The sequence below is a fragment of the Bacillus sp. 2205SS5-2 genome (assembly GCF_037024155.1).
Classification (GTDB): domain Bacteria; phylum Bacillota; class Bacilli; order Bacillales; family Bacillaceae_K; genus Bacillus_CI.
In genome coordinates this window covers 20,867-42,355 of sequence record NZ_JAYKTS010000025.1, presented here as the reverse complement: position 1 = coordinate 42,355, position 21,489 = coordinate 20,867, and the positions used below count along the sequence as shown (strand labels likewise).

Below are 21,489 nucleotides of genomic sequence, written 5' to 3'. Positions count from 1 at the left end.
ATAGATGATAACCTGATACGAAAAGCCACAAACTTTGCGAAAACAGCCTTTCCAAACGAATAAATGTTTCATTTTTAAATAAGATTAAACCGAAAAACCGCACTACCTGTTTTCTATTGCTTTTAGCATTGGTGTGTATATCACGATAACGAAGGGTTTCGGGTTTCTTTTCGTATCATAAAAATAGGTGCAACCATCTTTTTTTGTTTCAATAGCAACAAACTAATCGAAATGAGTCTATTAAAAAGATTAAGAAATTTTCTTTTTTTCTCGATAATTAGGAGACGAAATCGACGCCCACTTTGGCGTATTATGTTGTATTTGGGTCACTACCACGGTCATATCATCTTCGATTTGTCCAGAACGGGTTCGAATTACTTCCTCCATGATGAGGTCAGAGACTTGTTGTGGATTAGTAGCGTCAATTTCTTTTATTTTTCGTTTCATCCAAGCTTCGTAATTCTCCACATGTTTTGGCCCTTCAAAAACACCATCACTCATCATGATTAGTAAATCGCCAGCTTTTAATTGTTCTGACACAACGTCTACATCAAATTCGTAAAACATCCCCATTGGAAGATTACTAGCTTCAATTTTTATGACTCGATCCCCCCTTTTTATAAAGCTAGGTGTCGAACCGACTTTTAAAAAGTTAGATGACGCGTTATTTAGATCAATCATGGCTAAATCAAGTGTAGAAAAGATTTCATCCGTAGTTCGCAAGGATAAAATGGAGTTGACTGATTTTATGGCCACTTTTTCTTCAATGCCAGATTGAAGTATTTTCTGGATCAAAGTTAATGTTTCGTGACTCTCATAATGCGCCCTTTCACCATTTCCCATTCCATCACTTATGGCGACAGCATATTTCCCTGCTCCTAGTTGGATCATAGAATAGCTATCTCCTGAAACTAGCCCGCCTCCTTTGGCTGCATGGGCGACCCCCGTCTCAACAACATATTTCTTAGCAGAAGCGAATAATACATGACAAAACCCATTTGGAAAGTTGGCGCACTCTTCTCTTTGAACTACGATAGTTTCTCCTAAAATGTCAGATAGCATAGGTGCAATTAACTTTTCACAAGTTCCATGACCCCCGCAGTAAGGAATGGTCATATCGATATCTACATTTCCTTTCTCTAAACTAAATACATCAACGTGCTCTATATCAATTCCAAAATCCTCTAGTGATTGAAGAATTTTCTCTTCTTGAATATCATGATTTTCTCTCTCTTTTTGGATTTCTTTTGCAAAGTCTCCCATCACTTCCGAGACCCCTTGTAATTGCTCAGCAACTAGTTTTCGGCTTTCTTGTACTTGTTTCCGTAATTTTAAATTCGCTTGATAAAACGTTAGTTCTTTTGAAATTGCCTCTTCAACTTTATTATTTCTCGTACAGTGCTTCTCAAATTCCCGTGATAACCTAGGTGACAGAGGGGTGTTTCCAATATCGTGTTCATAAATTACTTCTTTTAATAAACTATAGGTTTTATCAAAGTTATTTGCCCAGCATTGTTCTTTTTTAAAGCATGTTTGGCATGTTTTTTCAGTAACATTACTCAAGAAATAATCTAATTCTTTATCGTCACTATCTTCATCCTTAAAATGATCAAATTGAGTAAAACTTTTCGATAATGCTTCAAAAACGGTCGAGAATTGAGCGACTCGATTGGCCGTTACATCTCTAACCTTTCGCATATAAACTTGTTGTTCTTGAGCAAATTCTGGTGTACCTGGAATATGCTTTGCGAGCTTCATCGTCAATCCATTTGGTGTTAAAAAAATTAAAAAGATCGCGACTGCAGATTCATAGAGAGTCTGAACTAGAATAGTTTCTGTCTCACCATACATCCCAATTAGTAGTGTCGCGATCATTAACCCCATAGATGCACCTAATTTTTTCCCTTCTTTCATGAGGCCTCCCAGTAATCCAGCAAAAGCCAATAAACTCATTTGATATAGTGAAGTAACATCAGCGAGGCTAAAAATTAGTCCTGTCACCACACCTACAGTCGATCCAACAGTTGCGCCAGCAACTAGGGCAAAAACTAAAACTAAATACCTTGAGAGAATATGACCAACAGAAAGATCATAGATAAACCAGCCAATGGTTCCTGTCATCACTGATGCCAAAAGAATGATTAAACTTACGACCTCTTCTGTCTTTAAGGTTTTTTTTCGCCTTTGTGCGGATAAAAGTGGGATGCTTTGAATAAAGATTAAAGTAAGAATAAACGCTAGTCCCCCTTCCACTGACGACATCAAACCTTCATATAGTGTAAATTCAAATTGATTAACATAATATTGAAATCCTATGCTAGATAGAATCGTTGAGGCTCCTACATAATAGGCTAGAGTCGAGAAGTCATCTTTTCGCCAGCTTTTAGTAAGACGAAAAGAGAGGAGAAACAAGGAAACACTGATGAATGTAAATGATAGACTTGAAAGCGAGAGGGTTAAACTGCCTGCTAGTAATCCAAGGAGGGCGAGCGGGGAGTGTTCTCGTCTGGTTACATAAACGGCTGCAAAAAAGGGTAGAGCAAACGGCATTAAGTGGGAAAGAATCAATGCTCGTCCAAGCAGAAAACCGATAATGAATAATAGATATCCCTTTTGTATGAACAAAGATTCCAACTTGAGTTGCACACTTTCCATCCCCTTGGATATCTCCATCTTTGCACTTCCAACATCTACATTCCTGACCGTTTCCAACATTGTGTGATCAATTTTCCCCATTTTTACACACTCCCCATTTTTTTCTTTGGTGATATTATAAGTAGAATTCCCTCCAAATCTTGTCAGAATGAGTTGTCCTCGCCCCAAAAAAATTTCGACTAAAAACTACGATAACAACTATAAAAAACAGAAAATTCACATTTTAATACTATTTAAATTATAGCTTTCACCTAATACACCTGATTTCACACTATAAATAGAGATAATTAAAAGAACTTTCTAAGAAAAAACACTAAATTTGTTGACAGAATCTCTAAAAATATGTATCATAGATTTTGTGCTTAAAAGCAAATGTCAAATTTGGCGGTGTAGCTCAGCTGGCTAGAGCGTACGGTTCATACCCGTGAGGTCGGGGGTTCGATCCCCTCCGCCGCTACCAAATTTTTCTCTGGCCCGTTGGTCAAGCGGTTAAGACACCGCCCTTTCACGGCGGTATCACGGGTTCGATTCCCGTACGGGTCATCGGCAAAAAAACCGAGATGAAGAAGGTCCAAGTGGCCTTTAACGTCTCGGTTTTTTATTATGTCATGAAAATTTTATGTTCATTCTTTTCCTGCAGAGCAACACTATTTTCTGTTTAGTCTTTCAAAAACAAAAATTATTGACGATTCCATCATGGATATATCATTTTCCATTCATCACAACTACTAATTACCCTTTTAAGTTCTTCTTAACTCACCCAAACTGGTTTGGTTTAATCATGGAGACCAAAAAATGAGCATCCCCTTTTCGATGAATTGCTTGGACTCTAATTTTAAAATTAAAAACAAGTGATTTGATTATCGAGTAATAGCCCTTTAAATTGATAAATACTCTTAATGATTCGTTTATAAATTCTTCAAACCTAATTTCCTAGTTCTTCTCCTTCTAATTTCATCATAACTAAAATTCCCTAAAACGAATAAATACTCTATTAAAATAAGGATGTTTTACAAAATTATTTTTCATAATAGTACCTATACCTGTAGAAACATAGATTTAGGGCATTTTTCCGCCTCTTTTTTTTTGCAAAAATGAGCTCCAAAATGGAAGAGCAATAATGTATATGAAAATACCCATAAATAATAATACTGACATTATCTTAATGCGAAATATGAATTATAGGTGCTAGAGTCCAAAATGAGCTAAATAAAAATGCTCTTTTCTTATGGCTCTTTTTATACGAAAATGGAATTTGATGCTGATTTTGGCATAAAAAAGCCTCCTCCCAAAAATGGCTAATCCATCTTTTGAAAAAGTAGACAGAATTCTTTTTTGTAGCTCTCTTGATTTTCACCTGCACTTCCATAATGTTGATTGTGAAAGATAAACACTCATTACAATACATATTTCCGCATGATGCATCGCCATGTCATCGTCTTACAGTCGGAAATGGTTGTCACCTTGTGTCTATTGCAGGTACTAAGATCTTCTTAGTACCTATCTTATCATGCTTGACTGAATCGATTAAAATTAAACCGCTATATCCCCATTTTCATCAATTGCGGTGTCTGACAGGACATGGGGGTTTCGTATCCTTTGTTGCTATTGGCACAAAGAAAAAACAGGCAGTAAGGTTTTTTCGACTGATTTCTTACCTTTTATCTAGAAATGGAGAATTTTTCATGAGGAAAAGAGCACGAAGTCATACAAATCATGGAATATATTCCTATTCGAAAAGCCACAATCTTTGCGAAAACAGCCATAAAAAAACAAGCAAACCTATTGCGATCTGCTTGTTGATATTCGAGAACTCCACTATTCATCTAATTGTATAGCAAGTTACCCTTTCTTCGATCCTCTTCCGCCACGTTTTGATTCTGTCTGACGCTTTAATGTAGACAACCGGTCTTCACTATCCTTCAAGAAGCGAGCCATTTTTTGTTCAAAGTTCTCTTTCGGGCGAAAATCATTGTTTGAACGTTGATTATTACGTGGGCGTCCTGAATGAGATGGTGATGGCTTTGGTTGGTCTTTTGCTTTACGAATAGACAAACCAATCTTCCCATCGCTCTCAACATTCAGTACTTTCACGGTTACTTCATCGCCTACTTTTAAATGCTCATTAATATCTTTCACATAATTATCGGCGACTTCACTAATGTGAACAAGTCCAGTTGAGCCTCCTGGTAGCTCCACAAACGCACCAAAATTTGTAATTCCTGTTACTTTACCTTGTACTTTGCTGCCTACTTCGATTGACATAAAAAAAATGATCCTCCTTAGAATTATAAAAAATAAACCTTACTTTACATTATAGCCTTCAAAAAAAAAGGGTGTCAATACGACAACCCTTCTTCTTGTAAATTCTATTCCGATTTTGGAAGGGTAAAAATAAGTTCTCCTTCATCTGATAAGAAGTAATCTCTTCTTGCAAGTTTGGCTATATATTCATCATCATTGAGTTTAACTACTTCCTCTTCAAACAGGGATTGTTGTTCTTCTAGCTTTTTTAGGTCCGATTCTAATTGTGCATACTCTTCTTTTTTCGTTTGTAGCGCTTGTGAGCCAGAAATGAGGACAGAAGTAAGACCTGCACCTACCATGATGACAATAGCAAGAAAAACAGCTAACCGGCGAAAAAGTCTTTTTTTTCGTTTGACGGCATTTTTTTCTTTTCGCTCTTGCTGTTGAGCATATTTATTGTTCATGGATGTAATATTTTTGGCTTGCCTCATTCTATTGCCTCCCTAGTTCTTTTTTAACCATCGATTTAATACTTTAATCATAGTATTCTTACTTTTTATAGAAAATCCTGCAATTTTATTATAATATTTATTGAGAATTTTTTTAAGTGATTTCGGTAAAACATTCCAAATAAGCTTAAACATTAGGTAAATTGGCGATAGAATAAGTTTTAAAAGAAACCACACTATTCTTAATACCCCTAATGTTAAACTATATAACCCTTTTCCTAACGTGATTAAGAAAGAAATAATTAAAAAGATTAGCCAACGAAGTGGACGAAATACCAGCACTAAGAACATCTTGGCGCAAAATTCATAAAAGGCGACGACTAATCTGATCATAAACTCTAATAAGCTGATGTAATACGATTTGACTAAAGCTTGGTAACCACTAAAACCGCAAATTAACGCTATAAAAATATAAAATCGAATTTCTCCGTAATTAATCAAGTACAAAATATAAAAAATTAGAAGCCCTTGCATTAGCCAAAATAATACGTCATGAACAAACACAATCCATCGATTGCGTTCTGACCTTTTCAAAAAGCGATGATAGGTGTCGAGGGATGCTCCAAAGAATCCCCCCATCCCTATCATCGCAATCATTGTATAAAATTGAATAGTTAAGCTCATCGAAACAGCTTGCTAAAGAATCCTTTAGCTTTCTCCTCGTGATGCTCGTCAACATATACTAAATCAAATACTTTCCCTTTAATCGAAACGATGCCCTTATCAACATCTAAGTTTTTCATTTGTAAATTTTGTCCTCGGATCGCTAAGAATCCCATAACCGTCTCTAATAAAAACTCTTCGTTATCAAAACTTTCTACTTGCTTTACTCCTGTAATATCTAATAGCTTTCTGCCTCTCATCATCACGTCGTGCTCAACGATTTGCTTACTCCCTACATTTTCATTATATTGGTTCATTTTTTCCCCTCACCTTCACATAGTACAGGCTGTGTACTAATGTTTATGTGAAGAGGTGACTTTTAGAACAAGCTATTCGCCTACTTTTTCCTCCTTAACCATACGGTACATGGAGGCAGCTTCTTCTTTTTTTGTCGTTTCTTTTAACGTTTCCACTTGTACGGTAACAAGCTTTTGGCCAAACCGAACGACGAGCTCATCTCCCACTTTGACCGTCGAACTCGCTTTACCTTGGGTTCCATTTATCGAAATTCGTCCTTGATCAGCTACTTCCTTTGCAAGTGTTCTTCGTTTAATTAATCTTGATACTTTTAAGAATTTATCTAATCTCATTGTCGTCATCGTCTTCTCCCCTAATTCTACTTTAATTTTGTTTCTTCCCAAAATCCGTCTAACTCTTCAAGTGAGAAATCTGAAAAGTCTTTATTACTCTCATTCACTTTTTCCTCTACATAATTGAATCGGCGATAAAATTTCTCATTGGTCATGGCCAGAGCCTCTTCCGGATGAATGTTTAATAATCTCCCTACATTTACTAGGGAAAAGAGAACATCTCCAAACTCTTGAAGACGCTTCTTCTCATCCTCTGCTTCAAGCTCAAGTTGAAATTCTTTCATTTCCTCTTTTACTTTCATCCAGGCATCTTTTGCATTTTTCCAATCAAACCCTTTTTTCGCTGCAATTTTCTGGTAATCATAAGCGCGAAGTAAGGATGGCAAACCTTTTTCGACACGATCTAACAAGGAGTGATCGTCCGTATTTTTTTCTGCTTGCTTAATAGCTATCCAATTAGCGACAACTTCTTCTGAATTGGCGACAGCAACATCTCCAAACACATGTGGATGACGACGAACCATTTTAGAAGAAATACTTTTTACGACATCTTGAATTGTGAACAGTCCTTCATCTGTGCCGATTTGAGCATGTAGCATAATTTGTAGTAGAACATCTCCAAGCTCCTCAACCATTCCATCGATATCTTCTTCATCAATGGCACTTAACAGCTCATACACTTCCTCAATGAGATATTTCTTAAGGGATTCATGGGTTTGTTCTTTATCCCAAGGGCAACCCTCTGGAGCTCTTAATTTCGCTATAATTTGTTTTAACGTGCTAAATTCTTGGTATGTATCCGCAAATTCTTGAAGTGGTGGGACGTATACACTCGTGAGATTGCTTAACTTCGTATGGTGATCGAGTTCGTATAAAGATACTCTTTCGACAGACTCCCCCTTGCTTCCTGCTGCAGTCACAATGAATACATCATGATTGTAAGGGTATTTCTCCATCAGCGTGAGCTTGACCTCAGATGCTATAAAAGAATCATAGACCTGTCCAATGAACACAGCCTGTCTTGTTCCTATTTCATCTTCGTTCAAAGAGGTCCCATCTAATAATTGAAACCCATTAATAGGGTCCACCTTCACCGCTGTGAAAAGAGCATCTAAAAAGCTTTGCCCACCTGCAATGAATAGCTCTACTTGCAGTTCTTCTTTTTGATCAAGTAATAGTTGTACGGTACGCTCCGCAACAAGCGGATGACCTGGTACAGCATAAACGATGGACCGTTTTTTTGCCTCACATATTAGTGTGGTAACAATTTCCTGATACACTTCTTCAAATCCATCGTGTTTTTCGTAAACCGCATCGAATGAGTTGTACTTTACGCCCTCATTCTCAAGTTCGGATACGACTGGGTGCTCTTTTGTGCGTAAATATACATTCTCACTTTTGAGCATCGTACGATATACACCTAAAGGAAGTTGCTCTATATCTCCTGCACCTAAACCAATGATGGTCAAAGTATTTTTCATACAAAATCCCCTCCCTATTCTTGTCTTCTTTTTAGTCTTAACAGCTTACTACCCAGTGGCAATAAAGCAATCTCTTTTTCATTAACCATCTTGCTGTTGACGATAAGCGTAATATAAACCAACCCGCCGATAATCACACCACCTAACGACATACCAACGGATGCCACTCTTTCTGGCATTAAATTCGTTAATAATGCTGCTACTCGCAACCAAATCTGTATAACTGCCGTCATGCCCATTAAGGAGAAAACAGCTGTAAAATAAAATTCTTTCGCTAGAAATGGGATTGGAAAAACACGTCGTAAAATTAAGACAAAACCCATCGTCATTATTACCAAGACCAAGACCGTCGAAACCGATGCCCCCATCGTCGCAAAGGTAGGTATCAACCATTTATTCAAACCGTACTTCAAAAGGACACCTAGAATAATGATGATGGCCGGCACATACAACTTCCCTACCCCTTGCAAAATACTTGATAAGGTTAAAATAAGAGAAGTGAAAAAAATAGCTAAACAAAAAACAGCTAACACACTTGAGCCCTTACTATTTTCAAATAACATCGTGTTTACAGGATCAATCAGATTTATTAATCCAATGGATGCTCCCAGTCCTACAATCATACTTACCTTCAAAGCTAACAGAATATACTCTTTAACGGCCTTAAAATCTTTTTGCTTATAAGCCGCTGTAATTAACGGTACAGCTGTCAAGGAAATCGATGTCGCCACTACAGTTCCTAATTGAATGAGTGGTTGTCCTCGGTCATAAACCCCTTTAATCTCTTTGGCCTCATTTTCATTCATTCCGCTAGCTACTAAATAGGAATACACGCTAAAAGCATCAATAAATTGCAAGAGCACTAAAAGCATTCCACTAATGCAAATCGCTGTTCCTTGAAGACCAAGAATTTTTATCAGACCAAAATGCTCTCTCCAAGACCCCTTAAAAATTTTTATAAAGCTTCGATCCTTTCTTATAATGAGAAAAGAACTCAAAATAAAAATGGCCATTACTCCTCCTGTCAACGATCCAAACAAAGCCCCGCCTCCAGCATAATATAAGGAATAACCAGCTGAAATTAACACAAAAGAAAAGGCTAAAATAGTGATAACCCGAACCAATTGCTCCACTACTTGAGAAACAGCCGTAGGTATCATATCTCCCTTCCCCTGAAAATACCCTCTCAATGTTGATAAAAACGGAAGAAATAAAAAGGACAACGAAATAATTTTAATGAGCAACTCAAGCTGACGATCGCCCATTAAAGTTGCAATCCACCCTGCTCCAAAATGAACACATAAAAACAAACTTACTCCGATAAAACTTAACAATAAAAAGGCAGATCGTAAAACTAGATTTACCCCATCTAGGTCATTCTCTTCATACCTTTCTGCTAGGAGTTTCGAAATGATCACAGGAAATCCGTATGTAGAAAGCGCAATGGCAATACCATAAAACGGATATACTTGCTGATAAATATAAAACCCAATATCCCCAACGATATTCTGAAATGGAATCCGATAAACAGCACTTAAGATTTTAGAAATAAAGGCAGCAATTGTTAACACAAATGCGCCCTTCACCAACATTCGGGAAGACACCTTACCATCAACCATAAAACTCAAGCCCCCAACAATAATTACCAAACATTATAGCATAAAATGAAAAGCGGAAGTGGCTGTTCAGGGGCGGCTGGTATTTGGCAGAACTCGTAGTGATGCTTGCTTCACGTAGTGGGCTGACAAAGGCCCGAGTCCCTGGCCACTGCAGCTAGACACCGAAATGCAGAAGTGGCTGTCTAGAGGCGGCTGGCAAATAAGAGAATATCAGTAAACTCGGCTTTGAGCAGGGTGGGGATCCTTGCTAGAGCTTCCTGAAAACAAAACTTAATTCTTTCATTCATTGTACTGAATTATCCCATGAACGATAGAGTACCTCGCCTTTATTTTCATAACATTCAAAGTAATATTTCTTCTTTTTTTTCAAAAATAGGACTATATATTTTTCTTTATGTGGCTATACTTGTTGATGAGCAGAGCCTTTCAATAAGAATGATTGATTAGAGAAATAGAATAGCGCTAGAGTCAAATGTCGGATATATATAACCTCTCATTTTCTCACAAGGCTGTTTTCGCAAAGTTTGTTGCTTTTCGAATCAGTCTATAAACGGGGCTATCACTTTGTTTCGGGCATCATTTCGTCTATTTCCGCTGAAAACCCACAGTGAAATGGACGATTTAATCAAAAATTTGACAAAATAGCCACAATGTATTCGAAAATAGCCTCTCACACAGAAAAGTGCAAGACACCCATAATCGGCGACAAGCACAGGACAAGGCTCGGCTTATGACCTGAATCCAATAGTTCTGAAGTAGACAGGTATCTTATTTTCGAAATTTTTTCTTTTTCCTTCATAAAAAAAAAAGATAAGGTGGCCTAAGCCTCCTTATCTAATGCTCCATTTGTCTCGCTAAAAAACCAGCTGCGGTTTCTACTGCTTTTTGCTCAACTTCACCTAAAGTGTTGTCTTTAGAGTAAATGATGACCGTTCCAATTGGATCTCCATTCGCAATAATTGGGGACATCGTGAAGGAGGCATAACTTTCTTCATTACCATCTACTAATTCTGCTTGTCCTGCTGTTGTCTGCAGCATGGACGTTCGTTCATCCATCGTTTTCTCCACTAGCTCACTTACATTTTTATTCATATACTCTTTTTTAGACCCACCGGCTACAGTAATAACAACATCTCGATCACAGATGACTACTGGGCTTCCTAAACTATCATATAAAGCTTCTGCATATTCTTTTGCAAAATCACCTAATTCACTTATCGGAGAATATTTCTTTAAAATAACCTCTCCATCTCGATCAACAAAAATCTCTAGTGGATCGCCTTCACGAATGCGGAGAGTTCTCCTTATTTCTTTTGGGATGACTACACGTCCTAAGTCATCAATTCGACGAACAATTCCAGTTGCTTTCATCTTTTTGTTACCTCACTTTCATCAGATGATTAATTGGAAATGATTAAATTCAATAACATACATTCCCAACATTGAGCTTAGTATCCTACATGTCCAAACTTCTATACATGTACACTTATTTTTTCTCTTAACTGATGGTTGTTTCTACAAAGAATATTGCTTTTCTTAGCGGTATATACTCTGTTAAAAGACTAGACTTCAGGGCACCTTTTCGTCTGTTTACAAACGAAATCAATAGCAAGTTTGAATATTCCATCGATAATTAAGTGATATAGCAACAATGTATACGAAAAGATCCTGAATGATTGATTTTTAATCAAGGGTAATAATGCTATTTATAGCACCTGTATTATTTTATTACCCTCAACCTTGTCTACTAAACATCTGATAAAAAGTAACAATTTTAATGAATATCTATCCCTCTTTTTTCGCACTCTCTAGCTTTAAAATAATATCGTATGCCGCATTAAACCAAGTAGCAAATGGAATTTGTTTCGTATTGAAAGTAATCTTCAATGAATTATTTTCCAGCCCTAATCCAATCCATCTTCCGTGCTTATTCGTTAAGGCAAATACCTTAGAACCATCAATTTCATTGGTTCCTTCTGGGGTCATATACATAACAACTTCATTTTTCACTTGTTTCATGGATTGTAATTTCGCTGTTTTCGCCCAAATTTTCATTTCTGCAACTTGAAGTAAATAGGCCACCTCTTCAGGATACTCTCCGAAGCGATCGATTAATTCTTCTTTTAATTCATCGACCTCCTCAAGCGAACCTAATGACCGTACCCGTTTATACATTTGTATTTTTTGATGGCCATCAGGAATATATATTTCAGGAATATAGGCATCAATCGAGATATCAATTTCAAAAGTCTCTTCTTCTATCGGTTGGGAATCAACCTCTCCCTTTCGCTCATCGATGGCTTCTTTTAGCATTTGAGAATACAAGTCAAAACCAACTGAATCAATAAATCCATGTTGCTCTGCTCCTAATAAGTTCCCAGCCCCGCGAATGGATAAGTCGCGCATAGCAATTTTGAAACCTGAACCAAGCTCAGTAAATTCTTTGATCGCTTGCAGTCGTTTTTCTGCGACCTCTGTTAATACTTTGTCTTTACGATAGGTGAAATAGGCGTAGGCGACTCGGTTTGAACGTCCCACCCTTCCTCGCAATTGATACAACTGCGAGAGTCCCATTCGGTCTGCATCATACACTACCAGCGTGTTTACATTTGGAATATCAACACCTGTTTCGATAATTGTCGTGGTCACTAGTACATCAAATTCACCGTCTAAAAAGCTTAAAATTACTGACTCAAGTTCATTTTCAGACATTCTCCCATGCGCATATGTTACACGTGCTTCTGGAATAAGGGCTGCAATTTCATCCGCCTTGCGCTCAATATCTTCCACGCGATTATATAAAAAATAGACTTGCCCATTCCGAGCTAATTCCCGCTCAATTGCTTCTCGAATTAATCCGCCATTGTATTCCATTACATATGTTTGAACAGGATAACGGTTCTCGGGTGGTGTTTCAATGACTGATAAATCGCGAACACCTAACATCGACATATGCAAAGTCCTTGGAATTGGAGTAGCAGTAAGCGTTAGGACATCAATATTCGTTTTGAGTTGTTTGATTTTTTCCTTATGGGTCACACCAAAACGTTGCTCTTCATCAATAACAAGCAAACCAAGATCACGATAATGGATGTCCTTTGATAACAACCGATGTGTTCCAATAACAATATCAACTGTTCCCTTTGAAATCTCTTTCATCGTTTCCGTTTGCTGTTTCTTCGTTCGAAAGCGACTGAGTAATCCAACGGTCATAGGGAAGTCCTGCAGTCGTTCTTTTATCGTTTCATAATGTTGCTGAGCCAATATGGTTGTTGGGACTAAAATCGCTACTTGTTTTCCGTCGGATACGGCTTTGAAGGCGGCACGTATTGCAACCTCTGTTTTTCCATAACCAACGTCACCGCATAATAATCGATCCATAGGGCGGATTTTTTCCATATCCAACTTAATTTCATGAATTGATCGTAACTGGTCTTCTGTCTCTTGATACGAAAATTGTGCCTCAAAGTCCCTTTGCATTTCTCCATCAGGTGAAAAGGCGTAACCTTGAGCAGCTTCTCGCTCGGCATATAACTTAATTAAATCATCCGCTATGTCTTGAACAGAAGATTGAACCTTTTTCTTTACTCGATTCCATTCACTTCCCCCAAGTTTATACAGCTTAGGCTCTTTATTTTCTGACGCCACGTATTTTTGAATTAACTCTATTTGTTCAACTGGAACGTAAAGTTTGTCATTTCCATGATATTTTAGATGGAGATAATCTTTATGAACACCATTGATTTCAAGCGTCTCTATCCCTAAATATTTTGCGATACCATGGTTTACGTGTACTACATGATCTCCAACTTTTAACTCCGAGTAATTTTTGATTCTTTCTGCATTCGTTAATTTTTGTCGTCGAGGAGTCTTCTTAGCTTTCTTATTAAATAATTCTTCTTCCGTAATCACAGCAAACTTCATCATCGGAAATTCAAATCCCGAATTTAGATTTCCTACCATAATCTGTGGCTCACCGGTTAGTGCTTCATCGTGTAAATTTAAAGAAGTTTGAATTTCATAGTCCTCTAAGACGTGTTGTAATTTTGTCGCCCTTTCTTCGTTAGGTGCTAATATAAGAACAGTTGTCCTACTTTTTCTCCAACGTTCAATTTCTCCCTTAAGAACATTCATTTGGCCGTGAAAACTTTGCATAGGTTTACAGGATATATTGACGATGTTCTCTGGGTTTGCGTTAGGAATATGACGTAAAAATAATGATAAATAGATTTTCGGAATAGATGAGAGGGACAATAACCCTTTCAGCGAATGGGAAATAGACAAATCGTGAATCATCTCTCCTGCTTCAAGAAGACTGATATACCAATCTGTTTCTTCCTTTTCCAACGTTTCACTGATTTCTTGTATTCGACTATACTCATCTAAAAACAAAAGGCTGTTATCATCAACATAATCTAGAAAACTAGCAGGTTCTTCATAAGCAATCGACATATACTTGAACATTTGATCAGGAAGCTGGCCATTTCTCAATTTTTCTAAATCAAAACCAATATTCTGGGAGAGCTGCTCCTTTACTACCTCGTTCTTGATTTTCTTTAAACTTTTAGCTAACTCTATTGGGAGTCGATTCACGGTTCGTGTCAGATGTTCTTCATGAAAAAGGAGTTCTGAAGCGGGTCCAATCATTATTTGTTGGAGCTTTTCAATCGACCGTTGATCTTCAATCCCAAATCTTCTGATTGAATCTACCTCGGTATCAAATAATTCAATGCGGATGGGTTCAGACAGAGTCAGTGGATATATATCTAAGATTCCACCTCTTACACTAAACTCTCCAGGAGTCGTAATCATCCCTGCGCGGTGATACCCCATTTGTACCAGCTGTACTAAACAATCTTCTAGGTCTATTTCTTCTCCTACTTGAAAGGATAACTGGTATTGTGCCCATAAGTCCGTTGGTGGTAGGATCTTTCGTAAACCCGCCATGGGTAATATATAAATCCCTTTATTTCCTTGAATTAATTGGTTGAGCGTATCAATACGTTGGCCACGAAGCTCTGGGCTTGCTACACTCATTTCTGCCGCAATTAACTCATCCGCTGGATATAAGAACGTATATTCCTCTCCAACTAAATTCACGATATCTTCGTAAAGTTTCTGCGCTTGAAGCAGATTATGGGTTACGACAATCGATGACCGCTTCATTTTATGAAAAGAAGACGCAACAAGAAGCCCTCTGGATGATCCTGAAAGGCCGGCAATAAGCTGTTGTGAAAGACCTTCTTCTATTCCTTCGAAGATCGATTGTAATTCTTCTTGTTCTGAAAATAATGGGTATAATAACTGCAAAACGTACTCCTCCCCTCTTGCAACCACTTATAGAAGACCCTAACTAGGTTCATTTATAAGCACATGAGTTCATACTTATCTTTTTATTTATTTTACAATTAGTTTGTACATGGATAAAGGGTTAATCTACTTTGGATTTTGCCAAATGCCTGCCGTCTCTGGGCAGCCACTTCCGCTTTTCTTGATCCAGCTTCTGCGGCTAGCAGCTTTGGGACAAATAACGCTCCACTGCGAAGGTCAGGACCTTCTCCGTGAACCAACATTTGCCCGCCGCTGCTGGGCAGCCACTTCCGCTTTTCTTGATCCAGCTGCAGTGGCTTGAGGCTCGGGTCAAATGAATAACTCTCCAGTGATGCAGGCATCACTTACGAGCTCTTCATTTGCCTGTCGCCTCAGGCCAGCCACTTCCGCTTTTCTTAATACAAAAATGCTTTGGAGGGTTTCCAAAGCGTTAGTGAAGTAGGTAGTCTAGACCGTGGTAGTCAGGGTTCCTATTTAAGGATTCCTGGCAATCTTCACAAATTGTTTTAATGTCTATATCTCCATTTTGATGATATGTCACCATTTCTTGACGCTCTTCTGCGTCTAGAGTATGGAGTCCGAGTTGTTCTGTGGAAAAGGTGCTATTTGCGAGTGAACCTATATTCATTCCACAATGACGACAGTGATAGTGAATGGCCATCACACATCCTCCTTATTAAACAGTCTACTATCTATAGTATGAACAAATTAATAAAGAGTTATTCAAAACGTTAATTATACACATTCATAACCTCAAGAAAAGGTTTCTCAAACCAATCTTCACATGCATTTGCGCACGCATCGATCACATGAATTAATTCTTTTTTTTCTTCCGACGAGAATTTGCCTAGTACATAATTAGGTACACTCATTCCCATTGGTGGACGGTCAATCCCGACTCGAATACGATTGAAATTTTGAGTACCAAGATGTGCAATCGTTGATTTGATCCCATTATGTCCTCCAGCACTTCCTTTTTGACGAAGACGGATTTTTCCAACTGGTAGATCTAAATCGTCATACATTAGGACCACATCATCAAGCTTAATATCATAATAATCCACCATTGAGCCTATACTCTCACCAGATAGATTCATATAGGTTAAGGGTTTTAATAGCATAACCTTCTGACCTCTCACATGAATTACAGCATATTGACCTTTAAATTTTGATTGATCTAATTTTACATTGTGACGACGAGCCAGTTCATCAACAATAGTAAATCCAATATTATGTCTCGTATCCGCATATTGGTTCCCTGGATTTCCAAGACCTACAATTAGTTTCATATCTTACACCTCATTTTCTTGCACTACATCTAGAATAAACTAAAAAGAGCGCAACCTGCAAAAGGTTACGCTCTTTTTTTTACTGATTTCCACCATTTGGTTCTGTTTCGCGTCCTTCCTCATTTTGAGGATGGCCGGCTTCTTGCTCTTCTCCACTATTAATTTCTTCTTCTTGACGTGGAGCTAGAATTGAAGCAACAACTCTCTCATCTTCTAGATTAATTTCGTAGGTTGAATGGTCTTTTAAATCACCAATCGTAATGGATTCTCCAACCTGAAGGCGATCAATTTCTATTTTTATTGATTCTGGAATCTGATCAGGTTTAGCGGTAATTGAAACTTCATGCAATGGTTGCTGTAATACGCCGCCATCTTTAACACCAGGTGCTTCACCGACAAGTTCGATCTTGACATCGGCCTCAATCTCTTCGTTCATATTGACGACGAGAAAATCGGCATGAACCATATAATTTTTTATTGGATCAATTTGATAATCTGTTAAAACGACATTTCTCATTTCTCCGCCGACTTTCAGCGAAATAACACCATTTCGTCCAACTTCACGAATCGTTTTAGTGAATTCTGCCGAGTCAATATAAATTGGTGTATTTTCTACTTTATACCCATAAACGACTGCTGGGAAGTTTCCTTCCGCTCTTAATGAAGTTAAAGTGGAACGTTTAAAATCTTCTCTTCTGTTTACTGTTAATGTTGTTGACATATGTACCTTCACCATCCCTTATTTGGTTAATCTCTATACTCATACATTTTCCTAAAAGTAGGTCGGTTAAACATTTTTCTGGATTTATCTGATAAAAAATTAAAATGAATAGGCTGTTTTCGCAAAGTTTGTTGCTTTACGAATCAATTTATCATCTATGATATAGCTTTGTTTCGGGCATTATTTACGAAAAGCGGAAGTGGCTCGCTTTGAGGCGACAGGCAAATGAAGAGCTCGCAGGTGATGCCTGCATCACTGGAGAGTTATTCATTTGACCCGAGCCTCAAGCCACTGTAGCTGGATCCGTCTATTATTGATATAATTCAGCAGTGAAATGGAAGATTTAATCAATAATTTGATAAAATAGCCACAATGTATACAAAAAGTGCTTACTTCATAAAAAAAGGAGATCTACCTCTTAGGCAGATCTCCTTCTCACTTAATCGAATAAAGTACTAACAGACTTCTCTTCAAAGACACGAATGATTGCTTCGCCAATTAATGGTGCTACAGATAATTGGACGACTTTATCAATCGCTTTATCTTCGTCTAAAGCAATCGAGTTAGTGACGAGTAACTGTTTAATCTTAGAATTTTGAATACGCTCAATAGCCGGTCCTGAAAGAACAGGGTGAGTACAACAAGCGTATACTTCTTTAGCTCCGTTTTCAATAAGAGCATTTGCCGCCAAAGTAATGGTACCCGCTGTATCAATAATATCATCGATAAGAATCGCTTTTTTACCCTCGATATGTCCAACGATATTCATAATTTCCGCTACATTGGGCTTTGGACGACGTTTATCAATAATAGCTATCGGTGCTTTTAGTCTTTCTGCTAACTTACGAGCTCTTGTCACACCACCATGATCCGGGGAAACAATGACGATATCTTCATCTTTGAAACCATTTTCTTCAAAATAATCAGCTAAAATTGGAACACCCATTAAGTGATCAATCAGAATATCAAAGAAACCTTGAATTTGTGGCGCGTGGAGATCCAAAGTAATCACGCGATCTGCACCGGCTGTTTCTAAAAGGTTAGCTACCAGCTTGGCTGTAATCGGTTCACGAGCTCGTGCTTTTCGATCTTGACGAGCATATCCATAGTAAGGCATTACAATATTAATCGTTTTTGCAGAGGCCCTCTTTAAGGCATCTACCATGATTAATAATTCCATAATATTTTCATTTACTGGTGCGCTTGTAGATTGAATAACAAACACATCACAGCCGCGAATACTCTCTTCGATATTGATTTGAATTTCTCCGTCGCTGAAGCGTTTTACTGAGGACTTCCCTAAGTTGACACCCACTTCATCTGCAATCTGTTGCGCTAAAGCAACATTTGAATTAAGAGAAAAGATCTTTAATTTAGAGTTTTTGTACTGATTAGTCATCTCGGACCTCCAATTATTTCTTTATATTCAAGTTTTGTACATAATTATCTTTATTAACTTGACGTGCTCTGGCAATTGATAAAGCCTCACTCGGAACGTCCTCAGTAATGGTCGATCCTGCTGCTATATAAGCACCTTCTCCAATAGTAACAGGAGCCACAAGATTAGAGTTACAACCTACAAAAACACCATCTTCAATTCTTGTTAAATATTTATTCTTTCCATCATAGTTCACAGTAATAGAGCCACACCCGAGGTTTACATCAGCACCTACCTCTGCATCTCCGAAATAACTTAAATGAGATGCCTTGCTTCTTGGACCAATAGTTGTTTTCTTTAGTTCAACAAAGTTTCCAATTTTTACTGCATCGTGAATGTTGGACTCTGGACGAATATGAGCAAACGGTCCAACAGCAACCTGATTCCCCACCGAACTTCGATGAACAACTGACTGGCGGATTTCTGTCTGATTACCGATTTTAGAATCGCTAATTTCAGTTCCAGGTCCTATAATACACTCTTCTCCAACCACACTATTTCCCAAAATGGAGGTATTAGGATACACCACACTATCTTGACCTATCGTAACATCTGAACCGATATAAGTGTTTTCAGGATCAATTATAGTGACACCGTTTCTCATATGGTCCCTATTAATTCTTCTTTTCATAATCGTTTCCGCTTGAGACAAAGCAATTCGATCGTTTACACCTAATGTTTCTTCAAAATCATTTGTTTGGTACGCACTAACAATGTTTCCTTCTGACTGAAGAATTTCAATGACATCTGGTAGGTAAAATTCCCCCTGTGAGTTGTCGTTAGAAACCTTTTTTAGTGCTTGAAACAACATTTTATTATCAAAGCAATAAGTACCTGTGTTGATTTCCTTTTCTCGCTGTTCTTCTTCTGATGCATCTTTTTGTTCCACTATTCTTTTAACGAGACCGTCTTGATTACGGATAATACGACCATAACCTGTCGGATTTTCCGCATATCCTGTTAAAATAGTCGCTTTCGCATTTACTTCTTCATGGTGATGAATAAGCGCCTCCATCGTTTCTGCTTTGATTAATGGCGTATCACCACAAATTACAAGGGTAACCCCGTCTTTATCAGCAAGTGCCTCTTCTGCTTGCATAACAGCATGCGCGGTTCCTAACTGTTTTTCTTGTAGAGCAAATGAGCTTCGGCCTTTAAGATAGGATTGCACCTGTTCTGCTCCATGACCGACAATCGTAACTGTTTGGTCAATATGTAAGGCGGATGTCTGGTTAACAACATGTTCCACCATTGGCTTTCCACAGACAGGGTGCAACACTTTATATAATTTAGATTTCATACGTGTTCCTTGACCAGCGGCCAAAATTACTGCATAACGTCTATTCATCAATATCGGCCTCCATTTTCACCTTTTTATCCATAACGACTATATCCTAAAAACACATCTATTTCAAGAGAACTTGTGAATATACAATAATTTGTCAAGTGTTTTTTATTGGAGAGGATTATTTTCATAAAATAGGGGTATACAGGAGTGAATCAAAAAAAAGAGCCTTACTTTAGAAGCAGGCTCTAGTTGTTTACTATTCTTTTAGGATGCGCCAGCTTCTTCCAATTCCATTTCTTCTAGCTCTCCTAAACGATGATACTCCTCAAGAACAGCATCCTGGATTTTACCACGTGTAGATGAATTAATCGGATGAGCAATATCACGGAATTCTCCGTCTGGAGTACGCTTACTTGGCATGGCCACAAATAGACCATTATTCCCATCAATCACACGGATATCATGAATAACAAATTCATTATCTAGTGTAATTGAAGCGATAGCACGCATACGACCATCTGTATTTACACGGCGTAGTCTTACGTCAGTTACTTCCACTCTGTTCACCACCTTTTTCCCTAGATGAAAAGTCTCTTAATATATTCCATAAAAAAAGGCAGAATCCTCCTTTAATTGAAAAAATATTTAAAAAGTTTACTAGAAAAGCGGAATTGGCTATTATTTAATTACGTTTTAAGGTCGATACTCTTCTTTCTTTTGTAAGGGCTCTTTTCAACTTCCTTGTTGCTATTATGCTCAAGTAGTTAATAGAAGCCTCCTTTTCAGGCAGAGGTTTCTTCTTGAAGCTGTCTCAACAGCCGTTTGACGGTCTATATATATACGAAAAATCCTCCCCAGAAAAGTAGGGTACTGAAAAAGTGACATTTTAGAGAAAAAGAAGCCAATAAAATAAAAATTGCTTTTTCAATGGCCTTGCAGAAAAGCCTTATTTTTTACACAAGGCTGTTTTAGCAAGACTCTTTTCGTATACATTGTGGCTAAATCATCTGATTTTTGATTAAATCACCCATTTCATTGTTATTTCCATCAAAAATAGACGAAATTCATACGAAAAACTCGATGGCAGTGCTCACGTCACGCCGTCACCGCCTATCATGAAAAAAAGTAATTTCAATCCCAATAATGGTATAAACCCGGTATGTTTGGGGAAAACTTACTAATTTGACGATGCCTAAATATACCAATTTCATACAAAGAACCTTACACAAAAAGCTACCTTCTCTAAAATGAAAGGTAGCTTTTGAAGTCTGTATATCTTTTTACTTTACAAGAGCGATGACTTCTATTTCAACATCTACATCTTTAGGAAGTCTTGCCACTTCCACACAAGACCGAGCAGGTTGATGCAAATCAAAATATTGACCGTACACTTCATTGAAGGCAGAAAAATCTTCCATGTTCTTTAGGTAAACCGTCGTTTTTACAACCGTTTGCAAAGATGCCCCAGCCTCAGTTAACACTGCTGTCAGGTTTTTAAATACTTGGTGACTTTGAACGATAATATCCCCTTGTATTAATTTTCCTTCAGCTGTCAGTGGAATTTGACCTGAACTATAAAATAGATTATTTACAATCATCCCCTGTGAATAAGGTCCAATCGCTGCTGGTGCTTCATTCGTCGATACAATTTTCATCAA

The 21,489-nt window shown here is 37.7% G+C and carries 18 protein-coding genes and 2 tRNA genes; 2 read left to right on the top strand and 18 right to left on the bottom strand.

Features of this window, described 5'->3' with window-relative positions; translation table 11 throughout:
* Nucleotides 1–249: 249 nt before the first annotated feature.
* Nucleotides 250–2,736: a stage II sporulation protein E gene (gene spoIIE, locus U8D43_RS15580; protein WP_335872109.1), complete on the bottom strand. Its 2,487-nt coding sequence runs from the start codon at nt 2,734–2,736 to the stop codon at nt 250–252.
* Nucleotides 2,737–3,038: 302 nt separating this feature from the next.
* On the opposite strand from spoIIE, the gene U8D43_RS15575 reads away from it, so the two are divergent.
* Nucleotides 3,039–3,115: transfer RNA gene (locus tag U8D43_RS15575), tRNA-Met, on the top strand.
* Nucleotides 3,116–3,126: 11 nt separating this feature from the next.
* Nucleotides 3,127–3,198: transfer RNA gene (locus U8D43_RS15570), tRNA-Glu, on the top strand.
* 1,299 nt (nt 3,199–4,497) lie between these two features.
* Here U8D43_RS15570 and U8D43_RS15565 read toward each other — a convergent pair.
* The 17 genes from U8D43_RS15565 to U8D43_RS15485 form a co-directional block, all read right to left on the bottom strand.
* Entirely contained in the window at nt 4,498–4,920 is a 423-nt protein-coding gene (locus U8D43_RS15565) for a S1 domain-containing RNA-binding protein (protein WP_335872108.1), read from the bottom strand.
* A 104-nt stretch (nt 4,921–5,024) separates the two neighbouring features.
* Nucleotides 5,025–5,393, bottom strand: a complete 369-nt coding sequence (locus U8D43_RS15560; RefSeq protein ID WP_335872107.1) for an FtsB family cell division protein — start codon at nt 5,391–5,393, stop codon at nt 5,025–5,027.
* Between the two features lie 12 nt (nt 5,394–5,405).
* A complete protein-coding gene (gene yabQ, locus U8D43_RS15555) occupies nt 5,406–6,035 on the bottom strand; it encodes a spore cortex biosynthesis protein YabQ (protein ID WP_335872106.1) in 630 nt (209 codons plus the stop codon).
* A complete protein-coding gene (gene yabP / locus U8D43_RS15550; RefSeq protein ID WP_335872105.1) occupies nt 6,032–6,331 on the bottom strand; it encodes a sporulation protein YabP in 300 nt (99 codons plus the stop codon). The genes yabQ and yabP overlap by 4 nt, the downstream gene beginning before the upstream one ends.
* 72 nt (nt 6,332–6,403) lie before the next feature.
* A complete protein-coding gene (locus U8D43_RS15545) occupies nt 6,404–6,664 on the bottom strand; it encodes an RNA-binding S4 domain-containing protein (RefSeq protein ID WP_335872128.1) in 261 nt (86 codons plus the stop codon).
* Nucleotides 6,665–6,690: 26 nt separating this feature from the next.
* Nucleotides 6,691–8,145 (bottom strand): bifunctional methyltransferase/pyrophosphohydrolase YabN, encoded by a 1,455-nt coding sequence (gene yabN, locus U8D43_RS15540; protein WP_335872104.1) that lies wholly within the window; start codon nt 8,143–8,145, stop codon nt 6,691–6,693.
* Between the two features lie 14 nt (nt 8,146–8,159).
* Nucleotides 8,160–9,764, bottom strand: a complete 1,605-nt coding sequence (locus tag U8D43_RS15535; RefSeq protein WP_335872103.1) for a putative polysaccharide biosynthesis protein — start codon at nt 9,762–9,764, stop codon at nt 8,160–8,162.
* A gap of 834 nt (nt 9,765–10,598) precedes the next feature.
* Nucleotides 10,599–11,135 carry a stage V sporulation protein T gene (spoVT, locus tag U8D43_RS15530; RefSeq protein ID WP_335872102.1) on the bottom strand — a complete coding sequence of 179 codons (537 nt, stop codon included), beginning with the start codon at nt 11,133–11,135 and terminating at the stop codon, nt 10,599–10,601.
* A 414-nt stretch (nt 11,136–11,549) separates the two neighbouring features.
* Nucleotides 11,550–15,074 carry a transcription-repair coupling factor gene (mfd, locus tag U8D43_RS15525; RefSeq protein ID WP_335872101.1) on the bottom strand — a complete coding sequence of 1,175 codons (3,525 nt, stop codon included), beginning with the start codon at nt 15,072–15,074 and terminating at the stop codon, nt 11,550–11,552.
* A gap of 98 nt (nt 15,075–15,172) precedes the next feature.
* The gene (locus tag U8D43_RS15520) at nt 15,173–15,436 is read right to left on the bottom strand and encodes a hypothetical protein (protein WP_335872100.1); all 264 of its coding nucleotides are present in this window, start codon (nt 15,434–15,436) and stop codon (nt 15,173–15,175) included.
* 89 nt (nt 15,437–15,525) lie between these two features.
* Entirely contained in the window at nt 15,526–15,756 is a 231-nt protein-coding gene (gene fin, locus U8D43_RS15515) for an anti-sigma-F factor Fin (RefSeq protein WP_335872099.1), read from the bottom strand.
* Nucleotides 15,757–15,826: 70 nt separating this feature from the next.
* Nucleotides 15,827–16,384: an aminoacyl-tRNA hydrolase gene (gene pth / locus U8D43_RS15510; RefSeq protein ID WP_335872098.1), complete on the bottom strand. Its 558-nt coding sequence runs from the start codon at nt 16,382–16,384 to the stop codon at nt 15,827–15,829.
* A 79-nt stretch (nt 16,385–16,463) separates the two neighbouring features.
* Nucleotides 16,464–17,105: a 50S ribosomal protein L25/general stress protein Ctc gene (locus tag U8D43_RS15505; RefSeq protein ID WP_335872097.1), complete on the bottom strand. Its 642-nt coding sequence runs from the start codon at nt 17,103–17,105 to the stop codon at nt 16,464–16,466.
* Nucleotides 17,106–17,544: 439 nt separating this feature from the next.
* Entirely contained in the window at nt 17,545–18,504 is a 960-nt protein-coding gene (locus U8D43_RS15500) for a ribose-phosphate diphosphokinase (RefSeq protein WP_335872096.1), read from the bottom strand.
* 13 nt (nt 18,505–18,517) lie between these two features.
* The gene (glmU, locus tag U8D43_RS15495) at nt 18,518–19,891 is read right to left on the bottom strand and encodes a bifunctional UDP-N-acetylglucosamine diphosphorylase/glucosamine-1-phosphate N-acetyltransferase GlmU (RefSeq protein WP_335872095.1); all 1,374 of its coding nucleotides are present in this window, start codon (nt 19,889–19,891) and stop codon (nt 18,518–18,520) included.
* A 204-nt stretch (nt 19,892–20,095) separates the two neighbouring features.
* Nucleotides 20,096–20,389 carry a septation regulator SpoVG gene (spoVG, locus tag U8D43_RS15490; RefSeq protein ID WP_335872094.1) on the bottom strand — a complete coding sequence of 98 codons (294 nt, stop codon included), beginning with the start codon at nt 20,387–20,389 and terminating at the stop codon, nt 20,096–20,098.
* A gap of 722 nt (nt 20,390–21,111) precedes the next feature.
* The gene (locus tag U8D43_RS15485) at nt 21,112–21,486 is read right to left on the bottom strand and encodes a RidA family protein (protein WP_335872093.1); all 375 of its coding nucleotides are present in this window, start codon (nt 21,484–21,486) and stop codon (nt 21,112–21,114) included.
* Nucleotides 21,487–21,489 lie beyond the last annotated feature (3 nt).

Coding starts and splice junctions, on each gene's coding strand:
- spoIIE (WP_335872109.1), bottom strand. CDS start 2,736: ATGGGGAAAATTGATCACACAATGTTGGAAACGGTCAGGAATGTAGAT.
- U8D43_RS15535 (WP_335872103.1), bottom strand. CDS start 9,764: ATGGTTGATGGTAAGGTGTCTTCCCGAATGTTGGTGAAGGGCGCATTT.
- fin (WP_335872099.1), bottom strand. CDS start 15,756: ATGGCCATTCACTATCACTGTCGTCATTGTGGAATGAATATAGGTTCA.
- U8D43_RS15565 (WP_335872108.1), bottom strand. CDS start 4,920: ATGTCAATCGAAGTAGGCAGCAAAGTACAAGGTAAAGTAACAGGAATT.
- spoVT (WP_335872102.1), bottom strand. CDS start 11,135: ATGAAAGCAACTGGAATTGTTCGTCGAATTGATGACTTAGGACGTGTA.
- glmU (WP_335872095.1), bottom strand. CDS start 19,891: ATGAATAGACGTTATGCAGTAATTTTGGCCGCTGGTCAAGGAACACGT.
- U8D43_RS15520 (WP_335872100.1), bottom strand. CDS start 15,436: ATGCCTGCATCACTGGAGAGTTATTCATTTGACCCGAGCCTCAAGCCA.
- yabP (WP_335872105.1), bottom strand. CDS start 6,331: ATGAACCAATATAATGAAAATGTAGGGAGTAAGCAAATCGTTGAGCAC.
- U8D43_RS15505 (WP_335872097.1), bottom strand. CDS start 17,105: ATGTCAACAACATTAACAGTAAACAGAAGAGAAGATTTTAAACGTTCC.
- U8D43_RS15485 (WP_335872093.1), bottom strand. CDS start 21,486: ATGAAAATTGTATCGACGAATGAAGCACCAGCAGCGATTGGACCTTAT.
- U8D43_RS15560 (WP_335872107.1), bottom strand. CDS start 5,393: ATGAGGCAAGCCAAAAATATTACATCCATGAACAATAAATATGCTCAA.
- U8D43_RS15500 (WP_335872096.1), bottom strand. CDS start 18,504: ATGACTAATCAGTACAAAAACTCTAAATTAAAGATCTTTTCTCTTAAT.
- pth (WP_335872098.1), bottom strand. CDS start 16,384: ATGAAACTAATTGTAGGTCTTGGAAATCCAGGGAACCAATATGCGGAT.
- yabN (WP_335872104.1), bottom strand. CDS start 8,145: ATGAAAAATACTTTGACCATCATTGGTTTAGGTGCAGGAGATATAGAG.
- U8D43_RS15545 (WP_335872128.1), bottom strand. CDS start 6,664: ATGAGATTAGATAAATTCTTAAAAGTATCAAGATTAATTAAACGAAGA.
- yabQ (WP_335872106.1), bottom strand. CDS start 6,035: ATGAGCTTAACTATTCAATTTTATACAATGATTGCGATGATAGGGATG.